20 protein-coding genes and 1 pseudogene are annotated in these 20,233 nt (G+C 62.7%); 16 read left to right on the plus strand and 5 right to left on the minus strand.

The genetic code is table 11. The annotated features are described in order from the left end of the window. The first annotated feature begins 100 nt into the window (after positions 1–100). The 7 genes from AC5Y4T_RS00440 to AC5Y4T_RS00470 all read left to right on the plus strand — a co-directional run bounded on the left by AC5Y4T_RS00440 (position 101) and on the right by AC5Y4T_RS00470 (position 6,552). Complete coding sequence (locus AC5Y4T_RS00440; protein WP_499919930.1) at positions 101–928, plus strand: MaoC/PaaZ C-terminal domain-containing protein; 828 nt, start codon at positions 101–103, stop codon at positions 926–928. Then, positions 925–1,554 (plus strand): TetR/AcrR family transcriptional regulator, encoded by a 630-nt coding sequence (locus AC5Y4T_RS00445; protein WP_499919931.1) that lies wholly within the window; start codon positions 925–927, stop codon positions 1,552–1,554. The genes AC5Y4T_RS00440 and AC5Y4T_RS00445 overlap by 4 nt, the downstream gene beginning before the upstream one ends. Further along, a complete protein-coding gene (locus AC5Y4T_RS00450; RefSeq protein WP_499919932.1) occupies positions 1,544–2,293 on the plus strand; it encodes an SDR family NAD(P)-dependent oxidoreductase in 750 nt (249 codons plus the stop codon). The genes AC5Y4T_RS00445 and AC5Y4T_RS00450 overlap by 11 nt, the downstream gene beginning before the upstream one ends. 73 nt (positions 2,294–2,366) lie before the next feature. Then, positions 2,367–3,134 (plus strand): enoyl-CoA hydratase-related protein, encoded by a 768-nt coding sequence (locus AC5Y4T_RS00455; RefSeq protein ID WP_499919933.1) that lies wholly within the window; start codon positions 2,367–2,369, stop codon positions 3,132–3,134. A 10-nt stretch (positions 3,135–3,144) separates the two neighbouring features. Next, positions 3,145–4,785 (plus strand): class I adenylate-forming enzyme family protein, encoded by a 1,641-nt coding sequence (locus AC5Y4T_RS00460; protein WP_499919934.1) that lies wholly within the window; start codon positions 3,145–3,147, stop codon positions 4,783–4,785. Next, complete coding sequence (locus tag AC5Y4T_RS00465; RefSeq protein WP_499919935.1) at positions 4,782–5,423, plus strand: nuclear transport factor 2 family protein; 642 nt, start codon at positions 4,782–4,784, stop codon at positions 5,421–5,423. Before AC5Y4T_RS00460 ends, AC5Y4T_RS00465 begins: the two co-directional genes overlap by 4 nt. A gap of 1 nt (position 5,424) precedes the next feature. Then, positions 5,425–6,552 (plus strand): acyl-CoA dehydrogenase family protein, encoded by a 1,128-nt coding sequence (locus AC5Y4T_RS00470; RefSeq protein ID WP_499919936.1) that lies wholly within the window; start codon positions 5,425–5,427, stop codon positions 6,550–6,552. 20 nt (positions 6,553–6,572) lie between these two features. Here AC5Y4T_RS00470 and AC5Y4T_RS00475 read toward each other — a convergent pair. After that, positions 6,573–7,507: pseudogene (locus AC5Y4T_RS00475) on the minus strand (SDR family NAD(P)-dependent oxidoreductase). 77 nt (positions 7,508–7,584) lie between these two features. Here AC5Y4T_RS00475 and AC5Y4T_RS00480 point away from each other — a divergent pair. The 3 genes from AC5Y4T_RS00480 to AC5Y4T_RS00490 all read left to right on the plus strand — a co-directional run bounded on the left by AC5Y4T_RS00480 (position 7,585) and on the right by AC5Y4T_RS00490 (position 10,345). Then, positions 7,585–8,196: a TetR/AcrR family transcriptional regulator gene (locus tag AC5Y4T_RS00480; protein WP_068268263.1), complete on the plus strand. Its 612-nt coding sequence runs from the start codon at positions 7,585–7,587 to the stop codon at positions 8,194–8,196. 119 nt (positions 8,197–8,315) lie between these two features. Then, entirely contained in the window at positions 8,316–9,068 is a 753-nt protein-coding gene (locus AC5Y4T_RS00485) for an SDR family oxidoreductase (protein ID WP_499919938.1), read from the plus strand. Continuing rightward, positions 9,065–10,345: a DUF427 domain-containing protein gene (locus AC5Y4T_RS00490; RefSeq protein WP_499919939.1), complete on the plus strand. Its 1,281-nt coding sequence runs from the start codon at positions 9,065–9,067 to the stop codon at positions 10,343–10,345. Before AC5Y4T_RS00485 ends, AC5Y4T_RS00490 begins: the two co-directional genes overlap by 4 nt. A 98-nt stretch (positions 10,346–10,443) precedes the next feature. Here AC5Y4T_RS00490 and AC5Y4T_RS00495 read toward each other — a convergent pair whose 3' ends face one another. Further along, entirely contained in the window at positions 10,444–11,055 is a 612-nt protein-coding gene (locus AC5Y4T_RS00495; RefSeq protein ID WP_499919940.1) for a TetR/AcrR family transcriptional regulator, read from the minus strand. Between the two features lie 109 nt (positions 11,056–11,164). Next, the gene (locus AC5Y4T_RS00500) at positions 11,165–12,655 is read right to left on the minus strand and encodes an aldehyde dehydrogenase family protein (protein ID WP_499951506.1); all 1,491 of its coding nucleotides are present in this window, start codon (positions 12,653–12,655) and stop codon (positions 11,165–11,167) included. Between the two features lie 438 nt (positions 12,656–13,093). Between AC5Y4T_RS00500 and AC5Y4T_RS00505 the strand changes: the two genes are divergently transcribed. The 4 genes from AC5Y4T_RS00505 to AC5Y4T_RS00520 are packed head-to-tail and all read left to right on the plus strand — an operon-like array spanning position 13,094 to position 16,433. Then, the gene (locus AC5Y4T_RS00505; protein ID WP_499919942.1) at positions 13,094–13,891 is read left to right on the plus strand and encodes an SDR family NAD(P)-dependent oxidoreductase; all 798 of its coding nucleotides are present in this window, start codon (positions 13,094–13,096) and stop codon (positions 13,889–13,891) included. A gap of 32 nt (positions 13,892–13,923) precedes the next feature. Then, positions 13,924–14,340, plus strand: coding sequence for a Zn-ribbon domain-containing OB-fold protein (locus AC5Y4T_RS00510; RefSeq protein ID WP_499919943.1), 417 nt, complete (start codon positions 13,924–13,926; stop codon positions 14,338–14,340). After that, on the plus strand, positions 14,340–15,515 hold the full coding sequence (locus AC5Y4T_RS00515) for a thiolase family protein (protein ID WP_499919944.1): 1,176 nt from the start codon (positions 14,340–14,342) through the stop codon (positions 15,513–15,515). Before AC5Y4T_RS00510 ends, AC5Y4T_RS00515 begins: the two co-directional genes overlap by 1 nt. 45 nt (positions 15,516–15,560) lie before the next feature. Then, on the plus strand, positions 15,561–16,433 hold the full coding sequence (locus tag AC5Y4T_RS00520) for an NAD(P)-dependent oxidoreductase (protein ID WP_499919945.1): 873 nt from the start codon (positions 15,561–15,563) through the stop codon (positions 16,431–16,433). 164 nt (positions 16,434–16,597) lie between these two features. Here AC5Y4T_RS00520 and AC5Y4T_RS00525 read toward each other — a convergent pair whose 3' ends face one another. Beyond that, positions 16,598–17,191: a TetR/AcrR family transcriptional regulator gene (locus AC5Y4T_RS00525; protein ID WP_499919946.1), complete on the minus strand. Its 594-nt coding sequence runs from the start codon at positions 17,189–17,191 to the stop codon at positions 16,598–16,600. A gap of 209 nt (positions 17,192–17,400) precedes the next feature. Here AC5Y4T_RS00525 and AC5Y4T_RS00530 point away from each other — a divergent pair, with 209 nt between their 5' ends. Continuing rightward, complete coding sequence (locus AC5Y4T_RS00530) at positions 17,401–18,255, plus strand: SDR family oxidoreductase (protein WP_499919947.1); 855 nt, start codon at positions 17,401–17,403, stop codon at positions 18,253–18,255. Here the strand turns inward: AC5Y4T_RS00530 and AC5Y4T_RS00535 are convergent. Next, the gene (locus AC5Y4T_RS00535; RefSeq protein WP_499951508.1) at positions 18,249–18,389 is read right to left on the minus strand and encodes a hypothetical protein; all 141 of its coding nucleotides are present in this window, start codon (positions 18,387–18,389) and stop codon (positions 18,249–18,251) included. The genes AC5Y4T_RS00530 and AC5Y4T_RS00535 overlap by 7 nt on opposite strands. A 197-nt stretch (positions 18,390–18,586) precedes the next feature. Between AC5Y4T_RS00535 and AC5Y4T_RS00540 the strand changes: the two genes are divergently transcribed. Further along, complete coding sequence (locus AC5Y4T_RS00540) at positions 18,587–19,885, plus strand: cytochrome P450 (protein ID WP_499951511.1); 1,299 nt, start codon at positions 18,587–18,589, stop codon at positions 19,883–19,885. Positions 19,886–20,233: the final 348 nt, after the last annotated feature.

Here is a 20,233-nt window from a genome sequence, read left to right on the forward strand (position 1 = left end):
TCGGTCCTTCCTTCTGACCCCATTAAGATAGTTGCAGTTACTGCCACTATATTGCACGATTGAACATATATCGTCAATCCGTTCAATCCAAGGAGGTGCCGTGACCCTCTCCGACTCCGTGGTCGGAACCGCTCTGAGGCCGGCGTCATTCACGTGGGATCAGACCGACGTGATCCTCTACGCGTTGGGGGTTGGCGCCCGCCCACCCGCCGAGTTGGCACTGCTCAATGAGGCTTGCGGTCCTGCGGTGTTGCCGACCTTTGCCCTCATCGCCAACTGGTGGGCAGTCAAGGATCTCCGCAGTGTTCTCGACCTCGGTACGTTTCCGATCGTCCACTCGGCCCAGTCGCTGGAGTTGCATCGGCCGATCACCGCCAGCGGCGACCTGTCAGTGCAGGCTCGGGTGTCGTCGGTATGGGACAAGGGCAAACACGCCGCCGTCGAATTGACCAGCCGCGGGGTCGACGCGGACGGAACCGTCTTTGTGGCCCTGTCGCAGACCATGGTCCTTGGAGCCGGGGGATTCGGTGGCGAGCGGGGACCCTCGGCCGAGCCAGATCCGGATGGGCCGCCGGACGAAGTCTTCGACGACGTGATCCGGCCGGAACAGGCTGCGATCTATCGACTGTCTGGCGACCGCAACCAGCTCCACATCGACCCGGCTGCGGCCCGCAAGTTTGGCTTCGGCGACGTGTTCCTGCACGGGCTGTGCACCCTCGGATTCGCCGCACGGGCGGTGATCAACGGAATCGGCCACGGCGATCCACAGTCGTTGACATCCTTGAGTTGCCGCTTTGCCAAGCCGGTCGGACTCGATGCTTCGCTGCGCACTGAGATGTGGCGAACTGGAGATTCCGTGCGTTTCCGGACACTGCAAGGTGACATCGTCGCGTTGAGTTCGGGAACTGCGACGCTGGCAGGGGGATGACCATGGACCAACGGCGGGCCCGCGGATTGCGTAACCGACACGCACTCATCAACGCGGCGATCGAGCTCTTCGCCACCCAGAGCTACGAAACGACCACAATCGAGCAGATCTCGACCGCTGCAGGTGTCGCGCCGCGCACGTTCTTTCACCACTTCGCCACCAAGGACGACATACTGTTCGACGGCTACGCCGATCGGCTCCAGGAGGCCGCCCGCCGGTTTCGTGCCGCACGGTCGAACTCCTTGTGGGACGCACTTGCCGAAACCTCGTCCGCGGTGGCGGAGGCGATCATCGAACAGCCCGAGATCTTCCTGGTCCGCGCCACCATGTACCACAACGTGCCATCGCTGCGCGCAACGATGCTGCGGATCAACGAAGATTGGATCGATCAGCTCACCGCCGAAGTGGCGCGGTGGCTGAACAGCAATAAAGAGATGGACTTGAGGCCTCGCCTCGCCGCCACGCTGACCAACAGCGCCAACCGCGCGGCCATCGATGTGTGGGTGGCCGGCGGTGGTCGGGGAAATCTGCCAGAGCTGATGGCCGAAGCCGTTGAATTCGTGCGGCCATCCATCGTTGCGATCGAGCGCGCGGCAGCGACGAGAGGGGGACAGCGTGTCGGTTGAATCTCGTCCGCTGGCGGTCGTTACGGGGGGAGTGCGTGGCATCGGTGAGGCCATCGTCGCCGAGTTGATTTCCGCCGGTCATCGCGTGGCCGCGGTTGACATCAACACGAAAGCCATTGCCCGAGCCCAGGTTTGCGACGCGGCGCACTCGGGCGATCTTATCCCCATGAACCTCTCGATTACGGATCGTGGCGCCGTGGAGGATGCGCTGGGCAACCTCGCCGAGGAGTACGGACCCATTCGTGCATTGGTGAACAACGCCGGGATGACGCTGCCCGGAACGTTTCTCGAGCAGAGCGACGAGGACTGGGATCGCATCGTGGAAGTCAACCTCAAGGGTACGTTCATCATGGCGCAGGTTGCGGCCCGGCAGATGGTAGCCGAAGGCGGCGGGGCGATCGTCAACATCAGCTCGGTCTCGGCCCACGGCGTGCGCACCGGTCCGCCGGCCTATGCCGCCGCAAAGGCGGGCGTGGAGGGACTGAGCCGGCTGATGGCCGTCCAGTTGGGCGAGCACGGGGTGCGGGTCAACACGGTTGTTGTCGGCACCACGGCGACGCCCTGGCTAGTCGGGCGCAAGACCGAGGAAGAGCTGGCGCAGATGCGCCGGAGCACTGTGACCGGGCAGTTGGGCGAACCGGCGGACGTTGCCGGTGTGGTCGCATTCCTGTGCTCGCCGGCAGCCAAACACCTGACAGGCCAGCTGATTTCGGTGTCCGGGGGCCAGTGGATGCCATAAAAGTCTCGAATGAGACGATAAGACAAATTCTGCTATAGTGTTTAGCTGCTACAGATCGATGCCAGGGGACGCCGTGGAACTGAAGAGAATCCTGTTCGAAGTCAGCGAGCACGTCGCCACGATCACCATCAACCGCCCGGAGCGGCTCAACGCTACCGACGATCTGACCCGCACCGAGCTCGGCAATGCGTGGGCGCGCGTCCGCGACGATCCCAACGTTCGAGTGGCCATCATCACCGGAGCGGGGGACCGCGCGTTTTCCGCGGGCCAGGACATTCGGGCAACGGCAGAGGGCGGCATCCGCAACAAGATTCCCGGTTCTCGGCTTCACCACAACGTATGGAAGCCGGTCATCTGCGCTCTCAACGGGATGGCGGTCGGAGGCGCTCTGCATCAGGTCGCCGACTCCGACCTGATCATCGCAGCCGAACATGCCGAACTGATCGACACACACTTGGCAGTCGGCAACGTGTTCGCGCTCGAACCCGCGGTGCTATTGCGCCGAATGCCACTGTCGATGGTGATGCAGTTGGGGCTGATGACCAAGCAAGGGCGTATCAGCGCACAACGAGGTTACGAGATCGGCTTGATAAATGAGGTGGTACCCGCTGACCGACTGCAGCAGCGCGCCAGGGAAATCGCTTTGGAAATCGCGAAACTCTCCCCGGCAACTGTGCAGGCGTCCATCAAGGCGATGTGGGCCAGCCTGGATGTCGGGCTGCGCGCGGCCAATGACGTTGCCTACCGCTACGTGCTGCAACACCAGCTGACCCATCCTGACTACCGGGAAGGGATGCTCGCGTTCGCCGAAAAGCGTGAACCGCGCTGGGTGGTGGAATGACTGTCGCGCCATGAGTCAGTCCGCACGGAAGTTCAGCTATGACCCGTTGCCGTACGCACCGGTGCTGCCGGCGATGCTGGCCAGTCTGGTTGCTGACTATGGCGACAGCGACTTCATCGTTTCCTCGGTCGGTGACGGCATCGTCGAGCGGATTACCTACGCGGAAGCCGATTCCAGGTCGGCTGAGATGGCCCGGCGACTGGTTGCGGCGGGAGTGACCAAAGGTGTCCGCGTCGGAGTGATCGCACCGAATGGGCCCGATTTCGTGGTCGCGTTCCTGGCAGCCACCCGCATCGGTGCGGTCGCGGTGCCCATCAACACTTTCTTTCAGCCGCCGGAGTTGAGGTGGCTGCTTCGCGACGCCGACATCCACACCCTGTTATCGGTCGACTCACTGCTCGGCAAGGACATGCTGGCGCGGGTCACCGAGGCCACGGCTGAGGTCGCGGTCATGGGCGCGCCGCTGACTCTGGAACGGCTGCCACAGTTGCGCAACATTTTTGGGCTCGGCGGCACCGAGCGCTCCTGGCCTAGTGAGTGGCCGGACCCGGTGCCCGAAGCGTTTCTGCGCGCGTGCGAATCTACCGTCCGCCCATCCGACGATTTGGTCGTCATCTACACATCGGGAAGCACCTCGGACCCCAAGGGCGTCATCCATACGCACGGCACCGCGATCACACACTCTCGCTTCGTCTCCACTCAGCACGAGTGGAAGCCCGACGACCGGGTCTACATCCCGATGGTGTTCTTCTGGGTTGCCGGGTTGGTATTCGGTCTGCTCGGTCCGATGCAGACCGGCGCCACCATTCTCACCGAACACAAGTTCGACGCCGGCGACGTGCTGCGCCTGCTCGAATCCGAACGAGCCACTTACGCAACGGGATTCCCACATGTGGGCCGCGCACTGGCGAATCATCCCGAATTTGCGTCGATCGATCTGTCAAGTCTGCGCGCGGGGTACCACCAGGTCCTGCTACCGCCGGAACTGCGCGCGGCTGATCCATCACTGCTGGTCACACAGTTGGGAATGACCGAAACGTGCAGTTCCCACACCTGGTGGCCACCGCACGAACCGGTGCCCGATAGCAAGCGCGGTTCGCTCGGGGTCTCCGCACCCGGCTACGAGCACAAAATCGTCGATGAATCCGGAGCGGAGGTCCCCAACGGCACCATCGGGGAAATCTGTGTGCGGGGAGTGGCGATGATGCGCGGCATGGTAGGACGGCAGCACAGCGACCTGTTCGACGCCGACGGCTGGTATCACACCAAGGACGCCGGATACCTGGACGACGACGGATTCCTGTTCTTCACCGGACGCACCGACGACATGATCAAGACCTCGGGCGCCAACGTCGCGCCCGTTGAGGTCGAAGCGGTGATCACTAGCGTCGACGGCGTCCGAATCGCCTATGTCGTCGGCGTTCCGGACGCGGAAAAAGGCGCGGTCGTCTGCGCCGTGGTCGTGCTCAATCAAGGGCGCCGCATGTCGCAAGACGAACTCGTCGCCGCATGCCGAACAGAACTCGCGGCCTACAAGATCCCGAAGAGATGGGTGATCCTTCCCGACGCCGATCGGCTGCCGTACACCACCACCAACAAGATCGACAAGAACCGGTTGGCGCAGCTACTGGAGTCCGGGGAGTTGGCGTGACGGACTTAGAAACGCGCGTCGCCCGGTTGGAGGCCATCGACGAGATCCGGCAACTAGCCGCCAAGTATGCGGTGGCTTTGGACATGCGCGACTTCGATTCCTTGGCAAACCTTTTCGTGGACGACATCGGCGTGCCGGGCAAGGGTCGCGGCCGCGCGGCGATGCGGGAGTGGTACGACGCCCAGATCCGGCGCTCGTTGTTGGGCAGCGCACATGGTGTTCTCGGCCACATCATCGACGTGCACGACGCCGACAACGCCAGTGGACTCGTCTATTCACGCAACGACTTAGAGACGGAGTCGAACTGGGTCATCGAGCTGCTGGCCTATCTGGACAGCTATGAACGGCGGGACGGCCATTGGTATTTCGCCCGCCGGACACCGCTGTTCTGGTATCAGAGCGACATAACCGACCCGCCGGTCGGGCCACGCAAGATGCGCTGGCCCGGTACCCCGCATCACGACGGCGCATTCCACGACGCCTTCCCATCGTGGGAGGCGTTCTGGACCGCCGATCCCGGACGCTTCGACGCGCCGGTCCCGGCCCCGGCCGTCGTCGGCGAGTGGTTGCGCACCCTGCGCCGAGGTGTTGCCGTCCCTCGCGTCGACCCCACCGGCCGTGGCGCAACGGAGACTTGAAATGCCCGGCAATCCTACGAGTTTCGCGTTCACCGATGAGCAGAACGAACTGCGCAATACCGTGCGCTCATTCCTAATGAGCAAGGCCAACGAGGCCGAGGTGCGTCGGCAGATGGAATCGCCGAGGGGCTACGACTCGAATGTGTGGGCTCAGATGTCTGACCAGATGGGCCTGGTGGGGCTGGCCATCCCCGAGGAATTCGGCGGCCAGGGCTTCAGCTTCGTCGAACTCGGAATTGTCACCGAGGAAATGGGCCGGGCACTGCTTCCTTCGCCCTATTTCGCGTCGGTCGTGCTGGCGGGCAACCTGATCATGCATTCCGGCGACGACGCCGCCAAGAAGCGATATCTGCCAAACATCGCGTCCGGCGGCACCGTCGCGACGGTGGCGGTCACCGAAGAGTCGGGCCGCTGGGAAGTCGGCGCGATCCGGACGCGGGCACGCAGCACAGACGACGGTTGGGTGTTGGACGGAACCAAAGCGTATGTGCTCGACGGTAGTAGTGCCGATGTAATTTTCGTTGCGGCCCACACCGATGCGGGCTTGTCGCTCTTCGCAGTTGACCGCTTTGACAGTGTTGTTCGCCGGCCGCTGTCGACCTTGGACCAGACCCGCAAGCAGGCGCGCATCGAGTTCAACGCAGCGCCGGCGTCGCTGATCGGCCGCGAAGGTGAGGCGTGGCCGGTGCTGATGCGGACCCTGGCGCTCGGCTGTGCCGCGCTGGCGACCGAACAGGTCGGGGGCGCACAGCGCTGCCTCGAACTGGCCGTCGACTACGCCAAGATGCGCAGACAATTCGGCAAGCCGATCGGATCTTTTCAAGCCATCCGCCACAAGTGCGCCGACGTCTTGCTAGACGTCGAATGTGCCCGCGGCGTAGCACATTACGCGGTGCGCGCAGCAGCGCAACTCTCCGACGAGCTGTCGGCGGTGGCATCGTTGGCCAAGGCGTGCAGCTCAGATGCGTATGCACGCGCCGCCGCGGTCAACATCCAGATTCACGGGGGGATCGGCTTTACCTGGGAGCACCCCGCGCACCTGTACTACAAGAGAGCAAAATCCTCCGGCCACCTGCTGGGCGATCCCACATTCCACCGGGGACTGCTCGCCGGTGAGATCGGAATCTGAGGTCGGCAAGCGCGAGCGCCTCAGAAGTCCGTGCCCCCGTCGATGTTGATGGCCGCGCCAGTCATGAAGGCTGCGCGCTCGCCGAGCAGGAAGGCGATCAGCTCGCCCGCCTCGGCGGGGCGGCCTCCTCGGCGAAGGGCGACCCGCATATTCCAGTCCGGATTGCTCGCCAAGTGCGTGTAGATCGCGTCCTCGAGTGGCACGTCGTATTCCGCCGCGCGCTGCGCGCGAATGAAGTCGTTCACCTCGGTGTCGAACAGCCCCGGGCATACGGTGTTCACTCTGATGCCGTCGGGACCGTGGTTTTGGCCAGGATTTTTGACAAGGTCAGCACCGCCGCTTTCAGCGCGTTGTAGGGCGGTATCAGAATCTTCGGCGCCCGTACCGAGTACGCGGCGGTGGTCACTATCGTCCCGCCGCCGTTGCGCTGCAGGTGGGGGATGGCAGCGCGGCAAGAGCGGACGGTAGCCATCAGGATCAGCTGGTAGTACCAGTCCCACGAGTCGTCGCCGTGTTCGAGGAACGGTCCCTGCTGGTTCATCGGGCCCGCCGTAATGGCCAAACCACGAAGGGGGCCCAGGCTTGCGGCCGCGTGATCGATAGCCTGGTCGACGCCGTCGCCGGTTGCGGCGGCGTCAACGGCGATTCCGACCGCACGGACGCCATGCTCGGCGCTCAGTTGCTCGGCGCGATCGCGGGCCCGGTTACCGTCGCGAGCCAAAAGCGCGACGTTGGCTCCGTTTTCGGCGAGTTGCTGGGCGGTGGCGAAACCCATCCCGGTGGTCCCGCCGACGAGAACGAAATTGCGCCCCGCCACGCCTAGGTCCAAGCCCCCGCCCCTTCCGTGCGATCGAACCCTGACGCAAGGCGTCCGGCAAAGGCCCATACTAAACAAAAGTACGGGAAATGTAGAAATGACCACTAATCTGCTTGCCAGAAGCGCGATCATGGGCATGGATTGAACATAAAGGGCATATTTGTCGCGTAAGATGGCTGTTTCGGGTGGGGCGGCTATCACGGCAGAGGAGCGAAATGTCGACGGAACGGGCCACTGCCGAGCTGGACTCGGCCGAGGAGTTCGATCGCCGGGACCAAATTCTGGGGGCGGCGAACGAATGCTTCACCCAGCTCGGGATCGCGCGCACCAGCGTGCAGGATGTCGCGCGGACGGCCAATGTGTCGCGGGGCACGGTGTACCGCTACTTTGAGGACCGCAACGTGCTCATCGAGGCCGCCATCGAGTTCGGGGCACAGCGGTTCTATCGCGAAGTCGCGGTGGCGATGGCCGCGAAGGCGACGCTGGCCGAACAGGTTGGCGCGATGGCCGAAACCCACGCGAAGATACTGATTGACCACCGCACTCGAAACCGATTGATGGCCGACGACGCCGAGCTGATGCGACACATGATCTCCGATGGAGACACCGCAGTGCGCCGCACGACGGCATTTCTGATGCCATACGTTCGCGACGCCCGGGAACGCGGCGAGATCGGCGCCGGTGTCGATGTGACGGCCGCCAGCGAATGGCTGGCGCGCATCATCTACTCGTTCTCCACAGTCAACGAGGCGCAGACATTCGACATGTCCAAGCCGGCGACTGTGCGGCGCTACGTCGAAACTTTCGCGATCAACGGTCTCCGCTGATCTACGTCCTGCGCAGACGGGCTTTGGCGCAAGTGAACAACATATGTACTAGTGTTCCCCGAAGGCGGATGCGGCCTGACCCGCGAACGTGAGAAGAGGGCGCCATGAGTGAGCGGACTTTGGCCGGCAAGCGCGTCGTGGTCGTGGGCGCATCGGCCGGGATTGGGCGGGCTTTCGCGGTGCGTGCGGGTAAGGAGGGCGCGGAGCTGCTCATCGCCGCACGCCGACGGGATCGGTTGGAAGAGGTTGCCACCGAGGCCGGCTGCGGCAGCGCCGTGATCGCAGATGTGCGCAGCACGGAGGATTGCGCGCGTCTCGCCGATGTCGCGCGAGACGCCCTGGGGGGCATCGACTTGCTTTTCATATCGGTGGGTTATGCCCCGCTGCGCATGTTCGCCGATACCTCCGCCGATGACTGGCTGGACGTAATGCGTACCAACGTCATCAGCGTTCATCAAGTGATCAAGTCATGCGTGCCGGTGCTTGCGCCCTCTGCAATCGTCAGCGCCCTGTCCTCCGAAACAGTGGGTCAGCCGAGGACCGCCCTCGGTGCCTATTCATCCAGTAAGGCCGCGCTGTCGGAGAGCCTTAACGCTTGGCGCACCGAGCATCCGAGTTTCCGGTTCTGCTGCATTACGGTGGGAGGAACCGTGCCCACGGAGTTCACCGCGGCCTTTGACCCCGATCTACTGGGGGTTGTCGTCCAGGATTGGATCGCGCGCGGTCTGCTTCAGGAGGAGCTGATGACGCCCGAAGACGTTGCCGACGTGCTGGCAGGCGTTTTCGCGAGTGCACTGAACTCTCCCGCCGTGGGCCTCGAGCAGCTCGTCGTCCGTCCGCCGTCGTCGATGCGTAGGGCCGTGACGGCATGACAGCGCAAGTCCAATCAGCGTGGCCCGATCACCCCGAATACCGAATCGAAGCAATCCCGTGCCCTCATACCGGTCAGGTGTGGTTCGGCGATGTACTTGTCGCCGAAAGTGACCGTTGCCTCGTGGTCACCGAGACCGACCACGACGACCGGCTGTACTTCCCCGAAGCTGATGTGCGGTGGGAACTCTTCGCGCCGTCGGACCACACTACCGTGTGCCCCTTCAAAGGCCGAGCAAGTTACTGGACGTTGTCAAGTGCTGACCCCGCAATCGAAAACGTGGTGTGGACATACCGCACCCCGTTGCCTGAAGTGGCCGCGATCGCGGGGCACGTCTCCTTCTATGACGACGGATTGCGTGTCGTCGTCGTCGAACACTGGCCTGACGGCTCGAAGGTTCCTGTCACGTTCCCACTTTGGGGAGACGCAATTGAGCTGCAGAGGCTGATCGATGTTCAGCCTGTGCAGAACGGCTGTTTCGTTGGGGCGGCTCACGGACCCACCCGCCGCAACGTTGTCGAGGGTGGACAACTCCTCGCCGAGGCCATCGTCGCCGCATCGAAAGTGCTTCCAGAGCAGAGAGTTACGTCGGCATCGATGGTCTTCACCAAGGCGGCGTCGTTCGATGCACCGGTGGACCTGACCGTCGATGTTCTCCGCCGCGGCAGAACATTCTCGTCGGCCGAAGTGCGGGTGTGTCAACATAGCGTGCTACGCAGTGCAGGAATCATTCTCGCGGACTCTGGTGCCGGCGAGGTAATGCGGGACACTGAGCGGATGCCGGACGTGCCGGGACCCGATGCGGCGGTGGCTTTTCCGGGCTTCGGGATGACCGGGCGCGAAATCCGTGTGGTCGACGGGGCCTATGATCCCGACCCCGAGCGGGTCGGACCGCCGGTGATCAATGCGTGGCTCCGATTTCGCGAGGCGCCGCGTGAACGCTATTTAATGGCCGCGTTGCTTGCTCAGTCGACGACGCATTGGACCATCGCGGCCGGCATGCTTCCCCACCGGGGACTAGGTGAAGCTCGCGCGCACGTCAGCCTTTCGACGGGGATCATCAAGGCCACCATCGCGTTTCACGACGAGGTCGATATTGACGACTGGTTGCTGTACACCAACCACGCTTTTTGGTCGGGGCGCGGGCTGGTGCAGGGCGACGGGCGGGTGTTCAGCCAAGACGGTCGGCTGGCCGCGTCGTACACGATCCAGGCGATGGTCCGTGAATTCGCGGCCGATCCCGCCGCCATGGGGCACGACAGCCGAACGGCTATGTGATCGGCATAGGGATCGTCGCCCGTAGGCGTCCGGGTACGCGTCGATGCGCCACAGCCGTTTTGGTGCGTGGCGGGGTGAGCTGCTGAGTATGCCTTCCCTCAGCGCAGGCCGTTGATGGCAAATTTCTCTACATAGTCGCGGACCGTTTTTGGCTTCGTCATATCGAAGCTCAGTCCCTGATTGACCGTCGAAAAGGAATAAATAATGCGCGCGAGCCACTCGCTGGCCGCCGTGATGTTAATTCCTGATCCGACCTCACCGCGTTTTTGCGCGTCGCGCACGTAGGGTTCGAGAAACTTTGTCGTGCGCCGGACCGCACTGTCGCCGTCGGAGACCATGTGTCGCATGAGCTCGGCGTCATCGGCCATGAGTCGATTGCGGGTTCGGTGTTCCAGGAGGATCTTTGCGTTCGTTTCGGCCATAGCGCCGAGCTTTTCAGCGAGCGTGGTCTTCTTTTCCATCGCCGCGGCGACCTCACGGTAAAAGCGTTGAGCTCCATGCTCGATCGCCGCCTCGATGAGCACGTCGCGGTCGACGAAGTACCGATAGATGGTGCCCCGGGAGACCCTGGCCATCCGCGCTACGTCCTGCACGCTGGTGCGCTGGATGCCCAGTTGTGTAAAGCACTCATTGGCGGCGTCGAGAATCTGTTCGCGTCGGTCGAACTCGTCGGCGACCTCTGTTTCGGCAATTGCTCGGTCAGTCGACATGTCGTTCCTCCGCGTGCGGTGCCTATATTCCCAGCTCTTTATGCTACGTGACACCCGGTGTCGGGCTCCTGAAGCGCGCCAATCGCGCTAACGACACGCAGAGCAAAACTCACCCAAGAAAGGTGGTCTTGGTGTCGAGGTACTCCATAATTCCTGCGCGCCCGTTTTCGCGGCCCAAACCCGACTGCTTCATCCCCCCAAACGGGGCGTGCGGTTGCAGCGTCCAGGTGTTGACACCGACGTTGCCTGCCCGCAGGGCGCGGCTCACTCGAAGCGCTCGGCCGACGTCGCGGGTGTAGACCGCGGCTGCCAGTCCGTAGGTGGTGTCGTTCGCCAGCCGAATGGCCTCGTCCTCGTCGCCGAACGGGATCACGCACAACACGGGTCCGAAGATTTCGTCTCGGGCCACGGCCATCGAGTTTTCCACATTGACCAGCACCGTTGGGGCGACGAAATTGCCGGCCGTTGGGGCGCCTTCGGCGCGGCCCCCGCCTGCCGCGACTTCAGCGCCCTCACTGATTGCGCTGTGGATGTGGCCGAGCACCCGGTCCATGTGCTGAGGGCTGATCATCGGTGCCGCCGAGACCGCGGGGTCGAACGGGTCACCGAATGTCGCGGCCGACGCGAAGCCGATTAGCGTGTTCACGACGTCGTCGTACACGTCGCGGTGCACCAAGATCCGCGACTGACACACGCACACCTGGCCCGACAGTCCGAGAAATGCGTTGCCCGCGGCGATCCCGACAGCCATGCCCAGGTCCGCGTCGGGGAAGATCACTGCCGGGCTTTTACCACCCAGCTCTAACGAGACTCGCCCAATTCGGGCGGCCACGGTGGCCGCGATCGCACCACCCACTGCCCGGCTCCCGGTGAATGACACCTTGTCAACTCGAGGATCGTTGACCAGCGCCGTACCTACTGGGTCGCCGGGACCGGTCACCACGTTGAACACTCCCGCCGGGAGATCGGCTTGAGCAATCAGTTCCGCAATGCGCAAGCTGACCAGCGGGGACAGCTCCGAGGGCTTGGCGACCAACGTGCAGCCCGCCGCCAATGCCGGGGCCACCTTCTGGGCGAACAGGCTCATCGGGGCATTCCACGGTGTGACGATCCCAGCGACTCCGATGGGTTCGTGCGTTGTGAAAGTGAACGGTTGAGTGGGTTCCCACTGTGGGTACGTTTCGCCGGTGACCTTGTCCACCCATCCCGCGTAAGTGTCGAACAGGTCTGCCGGATACTCGGCTCCCATTTGGTAGAAGCCAGAGAACGAACTCGGCGTCGCATTGTCCAGGGAGAGCAGGGTATTCAAGTTCGCGGCGTCAGCACGGATGAGGTCGGCGATCTTACGCAAATATCGCGCGCGATCCTTGCCCATCATTCGCGGCCAGACACCGTCGTCGAACGCCGAACGCGCTGCCGTCACCGCCGCGTTAACCGCGGACCTGTCGGCGTGTGGTGCCTGGAAGACCATCTCGCCGGTCGCCGGGTGAATGTGGGGGATCGGATCGGCGGCTCCGTCCAGCCACGAACCGTTGACGAACATTTGGGATGGCGGCAGCGTCGCGGAAGACAGATATGGCAGGACGGAGATTGCGGTCACAGAACTAAACAGTAATACATCATATGTATTGTTGTATATTCCCGAAAACCAGGTGGCCGCATGGGGTCCGCCGCGGCCGCGAACTTGCGCTCTTGGCGGTGGAGGCTCTGGTGCGCCGATGCGGCGGCGTCGCCGACGCAAATCGGTAATCAGCGCTGTTACAAGCGAACTGGCCGCTAGTCAGTGTGTAGCGCCAACGCCATCTTGGGGCAGATGGCGGCCGCTTCACGAACAGCGGCTTCGCGGGCAGGTGGAACTCTCCTACGGGAACCCGGGCCAGAACGTCATCACTCATGTCCCTCCTGCTGCGGGTTCCGTGACCGCACAACTACGACAGCCGCTTGGACCCAGCCCCACTAGGCACGGCGGCGAGGATCTGCAATTATTGAATAATAGAACGTCTGATGTTCCATTGTTACATAGCGGCAAGGAGTGGTTTTGTCTCGTTTGGAGGACAGATACGCGCTGGTCACGGGCGGGGCTCAGGGGTTGGGAGGAGCGATTGCTGAGGAGCTTGCCGGTCTGGGCGCCCATGTCACTATCGTCGATTTGAACGAAGAGAAGGGTCAGGAGCGCGTAGAGCGGATTCGTGCCGACCAGGGGCGGGCCTCCTTCATCAAGGCCAATGTGGCCCACCGGGAAGCGATTGAAGCCGCGGTGCATCAGGTGGCTGATACCGGGGACGGCCGGATCGACGTCTTGGTCAACGCGGCCCAGTTCTTCGCCATGCCCAAGGCGCTGGAACTTGTTACCGATAAGGATTGGGAACTCTCAGAGGCCACCGGGCCCAAGGCGACCTTCCGGTTCATGCAGCTCTGCTTTCCGTTCCTCCGTGAGTCCGGACGGGCTTCAGTGATCAACTTCGTGTCAGGGTCTGCTCTGGCCGGCATTGCCTACACCGCCCCCTACTCGGCGGCCAAAGGCGCGGTAGCCGCGCTGACCAAGGTCGCCGCGAACGAGTGGGCTCGCCACCGCATCCGAGTAAATGCGGTGTGCCCGTTTGCCCTGACCGAGGCCCAGCAAAAGATGATCGGCACCGAATGGGACAACTACACGCGGACGGCAGCCGCCTCGCCGATGAAACGCGGCGCTGATCCCGTTGAGATTGCGCCGGCCGTGGCTTTTTTGGCGGGAGACGACGCAGCATTCGTGACAGGCACGATACTGCAGGTCGATGGTGGCATGACCGAGCTATCCACGGTGGACTACTCGCAATCGCCGGGAGTCTTTGGTTAACAGGCTGATTCGCCCGACAACACATGACGCACATGCCAGAAGCTCACCGTCCCGCTCCTGCGCTTACCGCGCTGAATCGGCCCTTCTGGACCTCGGGCGCGGACGGAGTGCTGCGCATGCAACGCTGCACCTCCTGCAGGCGGCTCTGTCAGCCGCCCTCGCTGTTGTGCCCTCATGACCATGCGGCGACCGAATACGTCGAACTCAGCGGCCGGGGGTTTGTCGAATCCTGGACGGTGAATCGTCATCAATGGTTCCCCGGGTTCCCGCCGCCATACCTCATCGCGTTCGTAAATCCGGTCGAGGACGAACGGGTGCGGCTGCTGACCAACCTGGTGCACGTCGAACCTGACGACGTCACCCAGAACATGCCGGTGCGCGTCATCTTCGATCGATGTGTAGATGGTGACGACGAGGTGTTCATTCCGTTGTTCGAACCGGAGCGCTGATGACTAAGGCGTTGACCGAGCGGACCGTCATCAGCGGCATCGGTCAGTCGGCAATCGGTCGTCGACTGGGGCGGGATCCGCTGGAGCTCACCGCCGAAGCATGTCTGGCCGCAGTTGCCGACGCCGGTCTGACGTTGGCCGACATCGATGGCCTTACAACGTATCCCGGTAGTTCCCAACCGGGCCTCGGGTTCTCTGGGGCGTCACTGCGTGACATCCATGACGCATTGGGAATCGAGCCGAATTGGGTCGCAGGGGGGGTGGAGTCCCCGGGTCAGCTCGGCGCGGTGGTCGACGCCATGCTCGCTGTGGCGGGCGGGTTGGCCAACCATGTGCTCTGCTGGCGCAGCATCTGGGAGGGCACCGCGCAAGGCGCCGGCCGACGCAAAGGATACGGTTCCGGGGGCGGCCGTCCAGGCGGAATGCTGGCCTGGCAGATTCCTTTTGGTGCCACGGCGGCTAACTTGGCGGCCCTGCAGATCCGCGCGCGGATGCTGCGATACGGGCTTACTCGCGAGCAGCTCGCGTCGATCGCCATAACGCAACGGAGTCACGCCGCTCGCAACCCGTCGGCGGTCTACCGCGATCCGCTCGACCTCGAGACCTATCTCAACGCGCGAATGGTCTCCGACCCGCTGTGCATGTTCGACTGCGACATCGCCTGTGACGGCGCCACCGCATTCGTCGTCTCTTGCGCCGAGCATGCTGAGGGGCTGGACCACCCGGCGGTGACCGTCGAGGCGGTCGACTGTGCTCACCACGACCGCTTCACGTGGGAGGGCGGTCAAGACATCACCCGGATCAGCTCACGATGGTCCACGATCTGGGAGCGGACCGACTTCACCGCCGCCGATGTCGACGTCGCCTCGCTGTATGACGGGTTCAGTGTCTTCGTGCTCTGCTGGCTCGAGGACTTTGGTTTCTGTCCCGTCGGAGAATCCGGCGAATGGGTTTCGGACCCTCACCGCATTTCGCTCGGCGGAGAGTTGCCCCTTAACACCGGCGGAGGGCAGCTATCGGGAGGACGCCTGCACGGCTTCGGGCATCTGCACGAAGCGTGTTTGCAGATTCGTGGCCAGGCTGGAGAGCGACAGGTCCACGGTGCCAAGCTGGCTGCGGTAGGCGTGGGAGCAGCCAACAGCGGCACGACGGCGATGTTGCTGCGCCAGGTGTAAGAATGCGAATAGCCACACGGTCATCAAGTCCGAGGAGGAATGTCGATGGCTGAGACTCATGCACCCAAGTTGGGGTTCATCGGCCTAGGGAATTTGGGTGCGCCGATGGCCAGGCGGCTCGTCGAGTGGCCCGGCGGCCTGGTTGTTTTCGACGTAAGAGCCGACGCCACAACGCCGTTCGCCGAAGCCGGTGCCGAGGTGGCCCGGACCACGAGCGACGTGGCGGTCGCCGACATCATCAGTGTCATGGTGCTCAACGACGAGCAAGTCCGCGACGTGGTGGCCGACCTCACCGCTCACGCTCAACCGGATACCGTCATCGCGATACATTCTACGATCAACCACAACACCGCGTCCGAATTGGCAGAAGAACTCCAAGTCAAGGGCATTCAGCTCATCGACGCACCGGTCAGCGGTGGTGTGGAGGCCGTCAAGACGGGTGAACTCGCTGTCATGGTGGGCGCAGACCGGGAGACCTACGAGCGCGTCAAGCCGGCGTTCAAACAGTGGGCGTCGATGGTCGTCCATGCCGGCGAGCCGGGCGCCGGCACGCGAATGAAACTGGCGCGCAACATGCTGACCTTCACTTCCTTCGCGGCCGCTTGCGAGGCGATGCAACTGGCCGAACGTGCAGGCCTCGATGTTCAAGCGTTGGGCCGAATTGTGCGTCATACAGACACACATAGCGGTGGCGCCGGCGCCATGATGTTTCGCGACGACATGAGCCGCCCACTCGACCCGGATCATTTCCTCTACCAACCGTTCACCCACACCTGCGCGCTGGGCGAGAAGGATCTCAGTCTGGCGCTGCGGCTTGGCAGGGAACTGGACGTCGATCTACCCCTGGCCGAAATCGCCTTACAGAATTTGGCGGAAGGACTCGGAGTTCCACACTCGACTGTCGCGGATTCTCCCTGAACCGGTGACGCGCTCAATACGTTTGTCGCAGATGAGAATAACGAGTGGTGGCGCCTGGACTTCACTCGTCGCGAAGCAACACCGTCGCCGGGGAGAGCGGGCCGGCGCGGGATTGACCTAGCCTGCATGTCTGTCCCGTTCGGAGTCACTTTCAGGTGATCGGGTCAGCGCGTCGAGAGGCCATTCATCAATGCGTCTATTAGCCCGTCATAACGTCTGATCGCCTCGCCTGCGGTCGATGTGACGCTGAGCATGCGATATAGCGTGGCTCCAATCAATGCGTCAGCGGCAGCCTCGATGTCGGCGTCGACGCGAATTTGACCCAACGAGATGCCGGTGTGCAACCGCTGCATCACCGCGGCGTGGAAGCGGCTAGTGAGTTGTTGGTACAAGGTGTCGCGGTCTCGAAGGTTCTCAGCGGCGGCAGCGGCCAGAGCGCGGACGAGTGCGATGTTCTCAGGGGCGGCACTGAGCGCGGCGGATTCGTGCATCCAGGTCCTCAGATCTTCGACCGTGTCTCCCGTATCGGGAAGTGTGAAGTCGGCTTGCGCATAGGCCTGCATTACCGCTTCGGCCACCAAAGGAGCTTTCGACGGCCACCGTCTATAAACCGTTTGCGTTCCCACTCCGGCATTGGCAGCGACCTTGTCCATAGACACTCCGCTGTACCCGACTTCGACCAGAAGGGTGCGCGTGGCGTCGAGGATGGCCTCATGCACGGCCGCGCTACGCGGTCGCCCTCGGCGGGGTTGGCTCACGTGACGACCCTAAAACAAATCTTGGGCGTCCTGACTCTTCTACGTCTGGGCGAGGCGGCCATGTACATCGGCAGCACAATGTGTCACTATTTACGAGAAAAAACATCTCGTAAATAGTGAGGGACCCGGCCAGCCAGGCGTTAGACCGTGACCGAGCGGGGATGGGTTCGCCTCGAAGTGGGACTTCCCGCCGAGCGGAAAGGTCGCGAATGCGCGAACTGTGCGTAATCACCGGAGGCGCGGGTGGCATCGGCCTCGCCGCGGCGAAGATCGTTGGACGCGACCACTCGGTCGTCATCTGCGATGTCAGTCCAACCCGCCTCGACGTGGCCACAACGGAGCTGCGGGACCTCGGCGTCGAGTGCAAGCCCGTCGTGGCTGACCTCACCAACCGTGACTCAGTCGCCGAGTTAGTCTGCGAATCAAAAGCATTCGGTACCGTTGGCTCGGTCATCCACACCGCTGGGGTGAGTCCCAGCATGGCTTCGGCCGAGCAAATCATCCGGATCAATGCGCTGGGCACGGTCAACGTGAACGAAGCCTTCTACCGACTCGTGGAGGAAGGCTTTGCGATCGTCAACGTTGCGTCGATGGCGGCGCACACCTTTCCGCGAGTCTTAATACCCAAAAGGCGTTTCAAGCACGCGCTGCGTGACCAGGACGTCTTCGTGAAGAAGATGACATCGGCGTGCAACGTCGTGCCCACCAAGATGCGGCCAGGGTTCGCGTATTCGATCAGCAAGAACTTCGTAACGTGGTACTGCTCCTCACAGGCAGCCAGGTTCGGCCAGCGCGGCGGAAGAATCATCTCGGTATCTCCTGGCGCCATCGACACGCCCATGGGCAGGTTGGAGGAACGAGCCGGCTCGGGGGCGATGTTGAACTACGCCGCGTTGAAGCGGTTCGGCAGACCCGAGGAAGTCGCAGAACTATTGGCATTCTGCGCGGACACCAAGGCCAGCTATATGACTGGCGTCGATATCGCCTGCGACGGCGGCGTTCTCGCAGCGTTCACGATGAGAGACATGATCGCCGTCGCTCGGAACACCCCGCAACTTCAATGACCGACACAACTACTCGTCGTTCGGGAAGAGGCCGCGAACACCGCGTCGCGGTCATCGTCACCGTTGTCGGTGTCGCGCACTTTCTCGTTCCACGGTTCTTCGACCCCATCAACCGCGTCGGCTTTGGCGAACACGCGCGCATGTTCACCTACATCAACGGTGCCATCGAAACGACGATCGGGGTCATGATGGCGAATCCTCGAATGAGTCGGCAGTTGACCATCGTATCTGCTTTACGTCATTCATTTGACGAACAACATCGTCCACAACCAAGTTCGAATTCGGCACGGATGCAGTCAGGGGAGCCGGGGGCTCGGGTAAGGGGAACGAAATGTCGATCGGTCAGACCGCCCAAGGGGTTGCCGAAGCCATTTGGCCTTTCAGTAATGCCGTCCGGATGAACCTGGCTGCCGCGATACGCACCCGCCGGCGCGGCTACGACGCTTGGACCGGCGCGGTGAACACGGACTTTGACCCACAGAATCCGATCACCGCTGCCCAACCATTCGACGCCTACCGCGCCCTACACAGAAGTGGCCGGCTGCACTACAACCCCAGGCGAGCCACCTGGATCGTCAGCCGACTCGACGACGTGCGAGCTGCACTGCGCGACACCGATCAGGTCACCAGTACTCAAGGGGTCACCCGATTGAGAATGTCGGCACCGCTCGCGGTTCTGAGCGACGGCGAAGAACACGCCCGACTCCGTAAGCAGATCCAGCCGGGATTCAGCAAGGGAGCCATGAGCGCTTGGCAGGGAATCGTCGAGAAGCTAGCCGCGGAACTGGTCTCCGACGTGTTGAACAACCCCGGCTGCGATGTCGTGCAGCACCTGGCGATACCGATGCCAATCCGCCTGATCGCTCAGATCCTCGGCGTACCCGAAGACGACGTCAATGACTTCCGTTGGTGGTCAGAAAACGCCGTGAAAGTCATGGAATTGAACCCAACACCCGCAGGTCTCACAGAGGCAACCAGATCAATATCCGCAATGGTGGCGTTGCAGCGCTACTTCGTGAAGCAATTCGCACAGGGCGCACTCAAAGGATCGGGCACTGTGCTGGGGCGGCTCCTCGAACACAACACCGATGGCAGCCTCACCGATCGTCAGCTTTGGATCATCGCAATCCACCTGTTGATCGCCGGGAACGAAACAACCACGAACCTTCTCGGTGGAATGTTCGACACTCTCGCACATCACCCCGATCAGTACGACTTGATACGCGCCAACCCCCACCTCATCCCGATCGCCGTCGAGGAGCAACTCCGCATCACGACGCCAATACAGAACCTCTACCGTTACACCCGCGCGGACTATCAAATCGGGGGCATCACCATTCCCGCCGGGTCACGCGTGCTGCTCTCCTTCGGAGCGGCGAATCGCGACCCCGCAGTGTTCGACGAACCCGACGAGTACCGTGCTGACCGCAACCCGCGAACCCACGTCGCCTTCGGCTACGGCCCACACATGTGCATCGGCGCACCACTTGCTCGAATGGAAGCCCAAGCCGTGCTTCGACAACTCGTCACCCACGTCAGTCGCCTAAGCCCCAACGGCTCGACCACCTGGTCGACCCACAGTTCGCTACGCGGCCCGACCCACCTACCGATCCACCTGACGCCAGCCTGACCAACCCTTCCGGGCGCGAGCACAGACCTGCGCCGCCCGGCCTCTGAAGTCACTGACCCGATGGGCACGCCGATCTACCTGACACGACGAAAGGCTTGGCCTGTCGTTGATGCCATCAACACCTTTGGCGTATCCGCAGGTCATTTTGCGTACTTTCGCGTCGTTTCGCGTACTAAAATTCCACATTTACTCAGGTCAAGGCGATCTCTGGGGCGGGTTCGATTCCCGGCAGCTCCACCATGTAATTCGTCGGGTTGTGGGTGCACACCAGTAGTCGTTCCGATGGCCGCCAAAAATTCTGTGGTCAAACTGAGAACAATCGTTCTCGTTTTTTGACATGCTTCCTTT

This window comes from Mycobacterium sp. NGS11, assembly GCF_059813315.1.

Excerpts from the sequence above, each read along its gene's own strand:
- AC5Y4T_RS00445 (WP_499919931.1), top strand. The coding sequence starts at position 925 with ATGACCATGGACCAACGGCGGGCCCGCGGATTGCGTAACCGACACGCA.
- AC5Y4T_RS00460 (WP_499919934.1), top strand. The coding sequence starts at position 3,145 with ATGAGTCAGTCCGCACGGAAGTTCAGCTATGACCCGTTGCCGTACGCA.
- AC5Y4T_RS00470 (WP_499919936.1), top strand. The coding sequence starts at position 5,425 with ATGCCCGGCAATCCTACGAGTTTCGCGTTCACCGATGAGCAGAACGAA.
- AC5Y4T_RS00480 (WP_068268263.1), top strand. The coding sequence starts at position 7,585 with ATGTCGACGGAACGGGCCACTGCCGAGCTGGACTCGGCCGAGGAGTTC.
- AC5Y4T_RS00490 (WP_499919939.1), top strand. The coding sequence starts at position 9,065 with ATGACAGCGCAAGTCCAATCAGCGTGGCCCGATCACCCCGAATACCGA.
- AC5Y4T_RS00495 (WP_499919940.1), bottom strand. The coding sequence starts at position 11,055 with ATGTCGACTGACCGAGCAATTGCCGAAACAGAGGTCGCCGACGAGTTC.
- AC5Y4T_RS00510 (WP_499919943.1), top strand. The coding sequence starts at position 13,924 with ATGCCAGAAGCTCACCGTCCCGCTCCTGCGCTTACCGCGCTGAATCGG.
- AC5Y4T_RS00515 (WP_499919944.1), top strand. The coding sequence starts at position 14,340 with ATGACTAAGGCGTTGACCGAGCGGACCGTCATCAGCGGCATCGGTCAG.
- AC5Y4T_RS00520 (WP_499919945.1), top strand. The coding sequence starts at position 15,561 with ATGGCTGAGACTCATGCACCCAAGTTGGGGTTCATCGGCCTAGGGAAT.
- AC5Y4T_RS00530 (WP_499919947.1), top strand. The coding sequence starts at position 17,401 with ATGCGCGAACTGTGCGTAATCACCGGAGGCGCGGGTGGCATCGGCCTC.
- AC5Y4T_RS00540 (WP_499951511.1), top strand. The coding sequence starts at position 18,587 with ATGTCGATCGGTCAGACCGCCCAAGGGGTTGCCGAAGCCATTTGGCCT.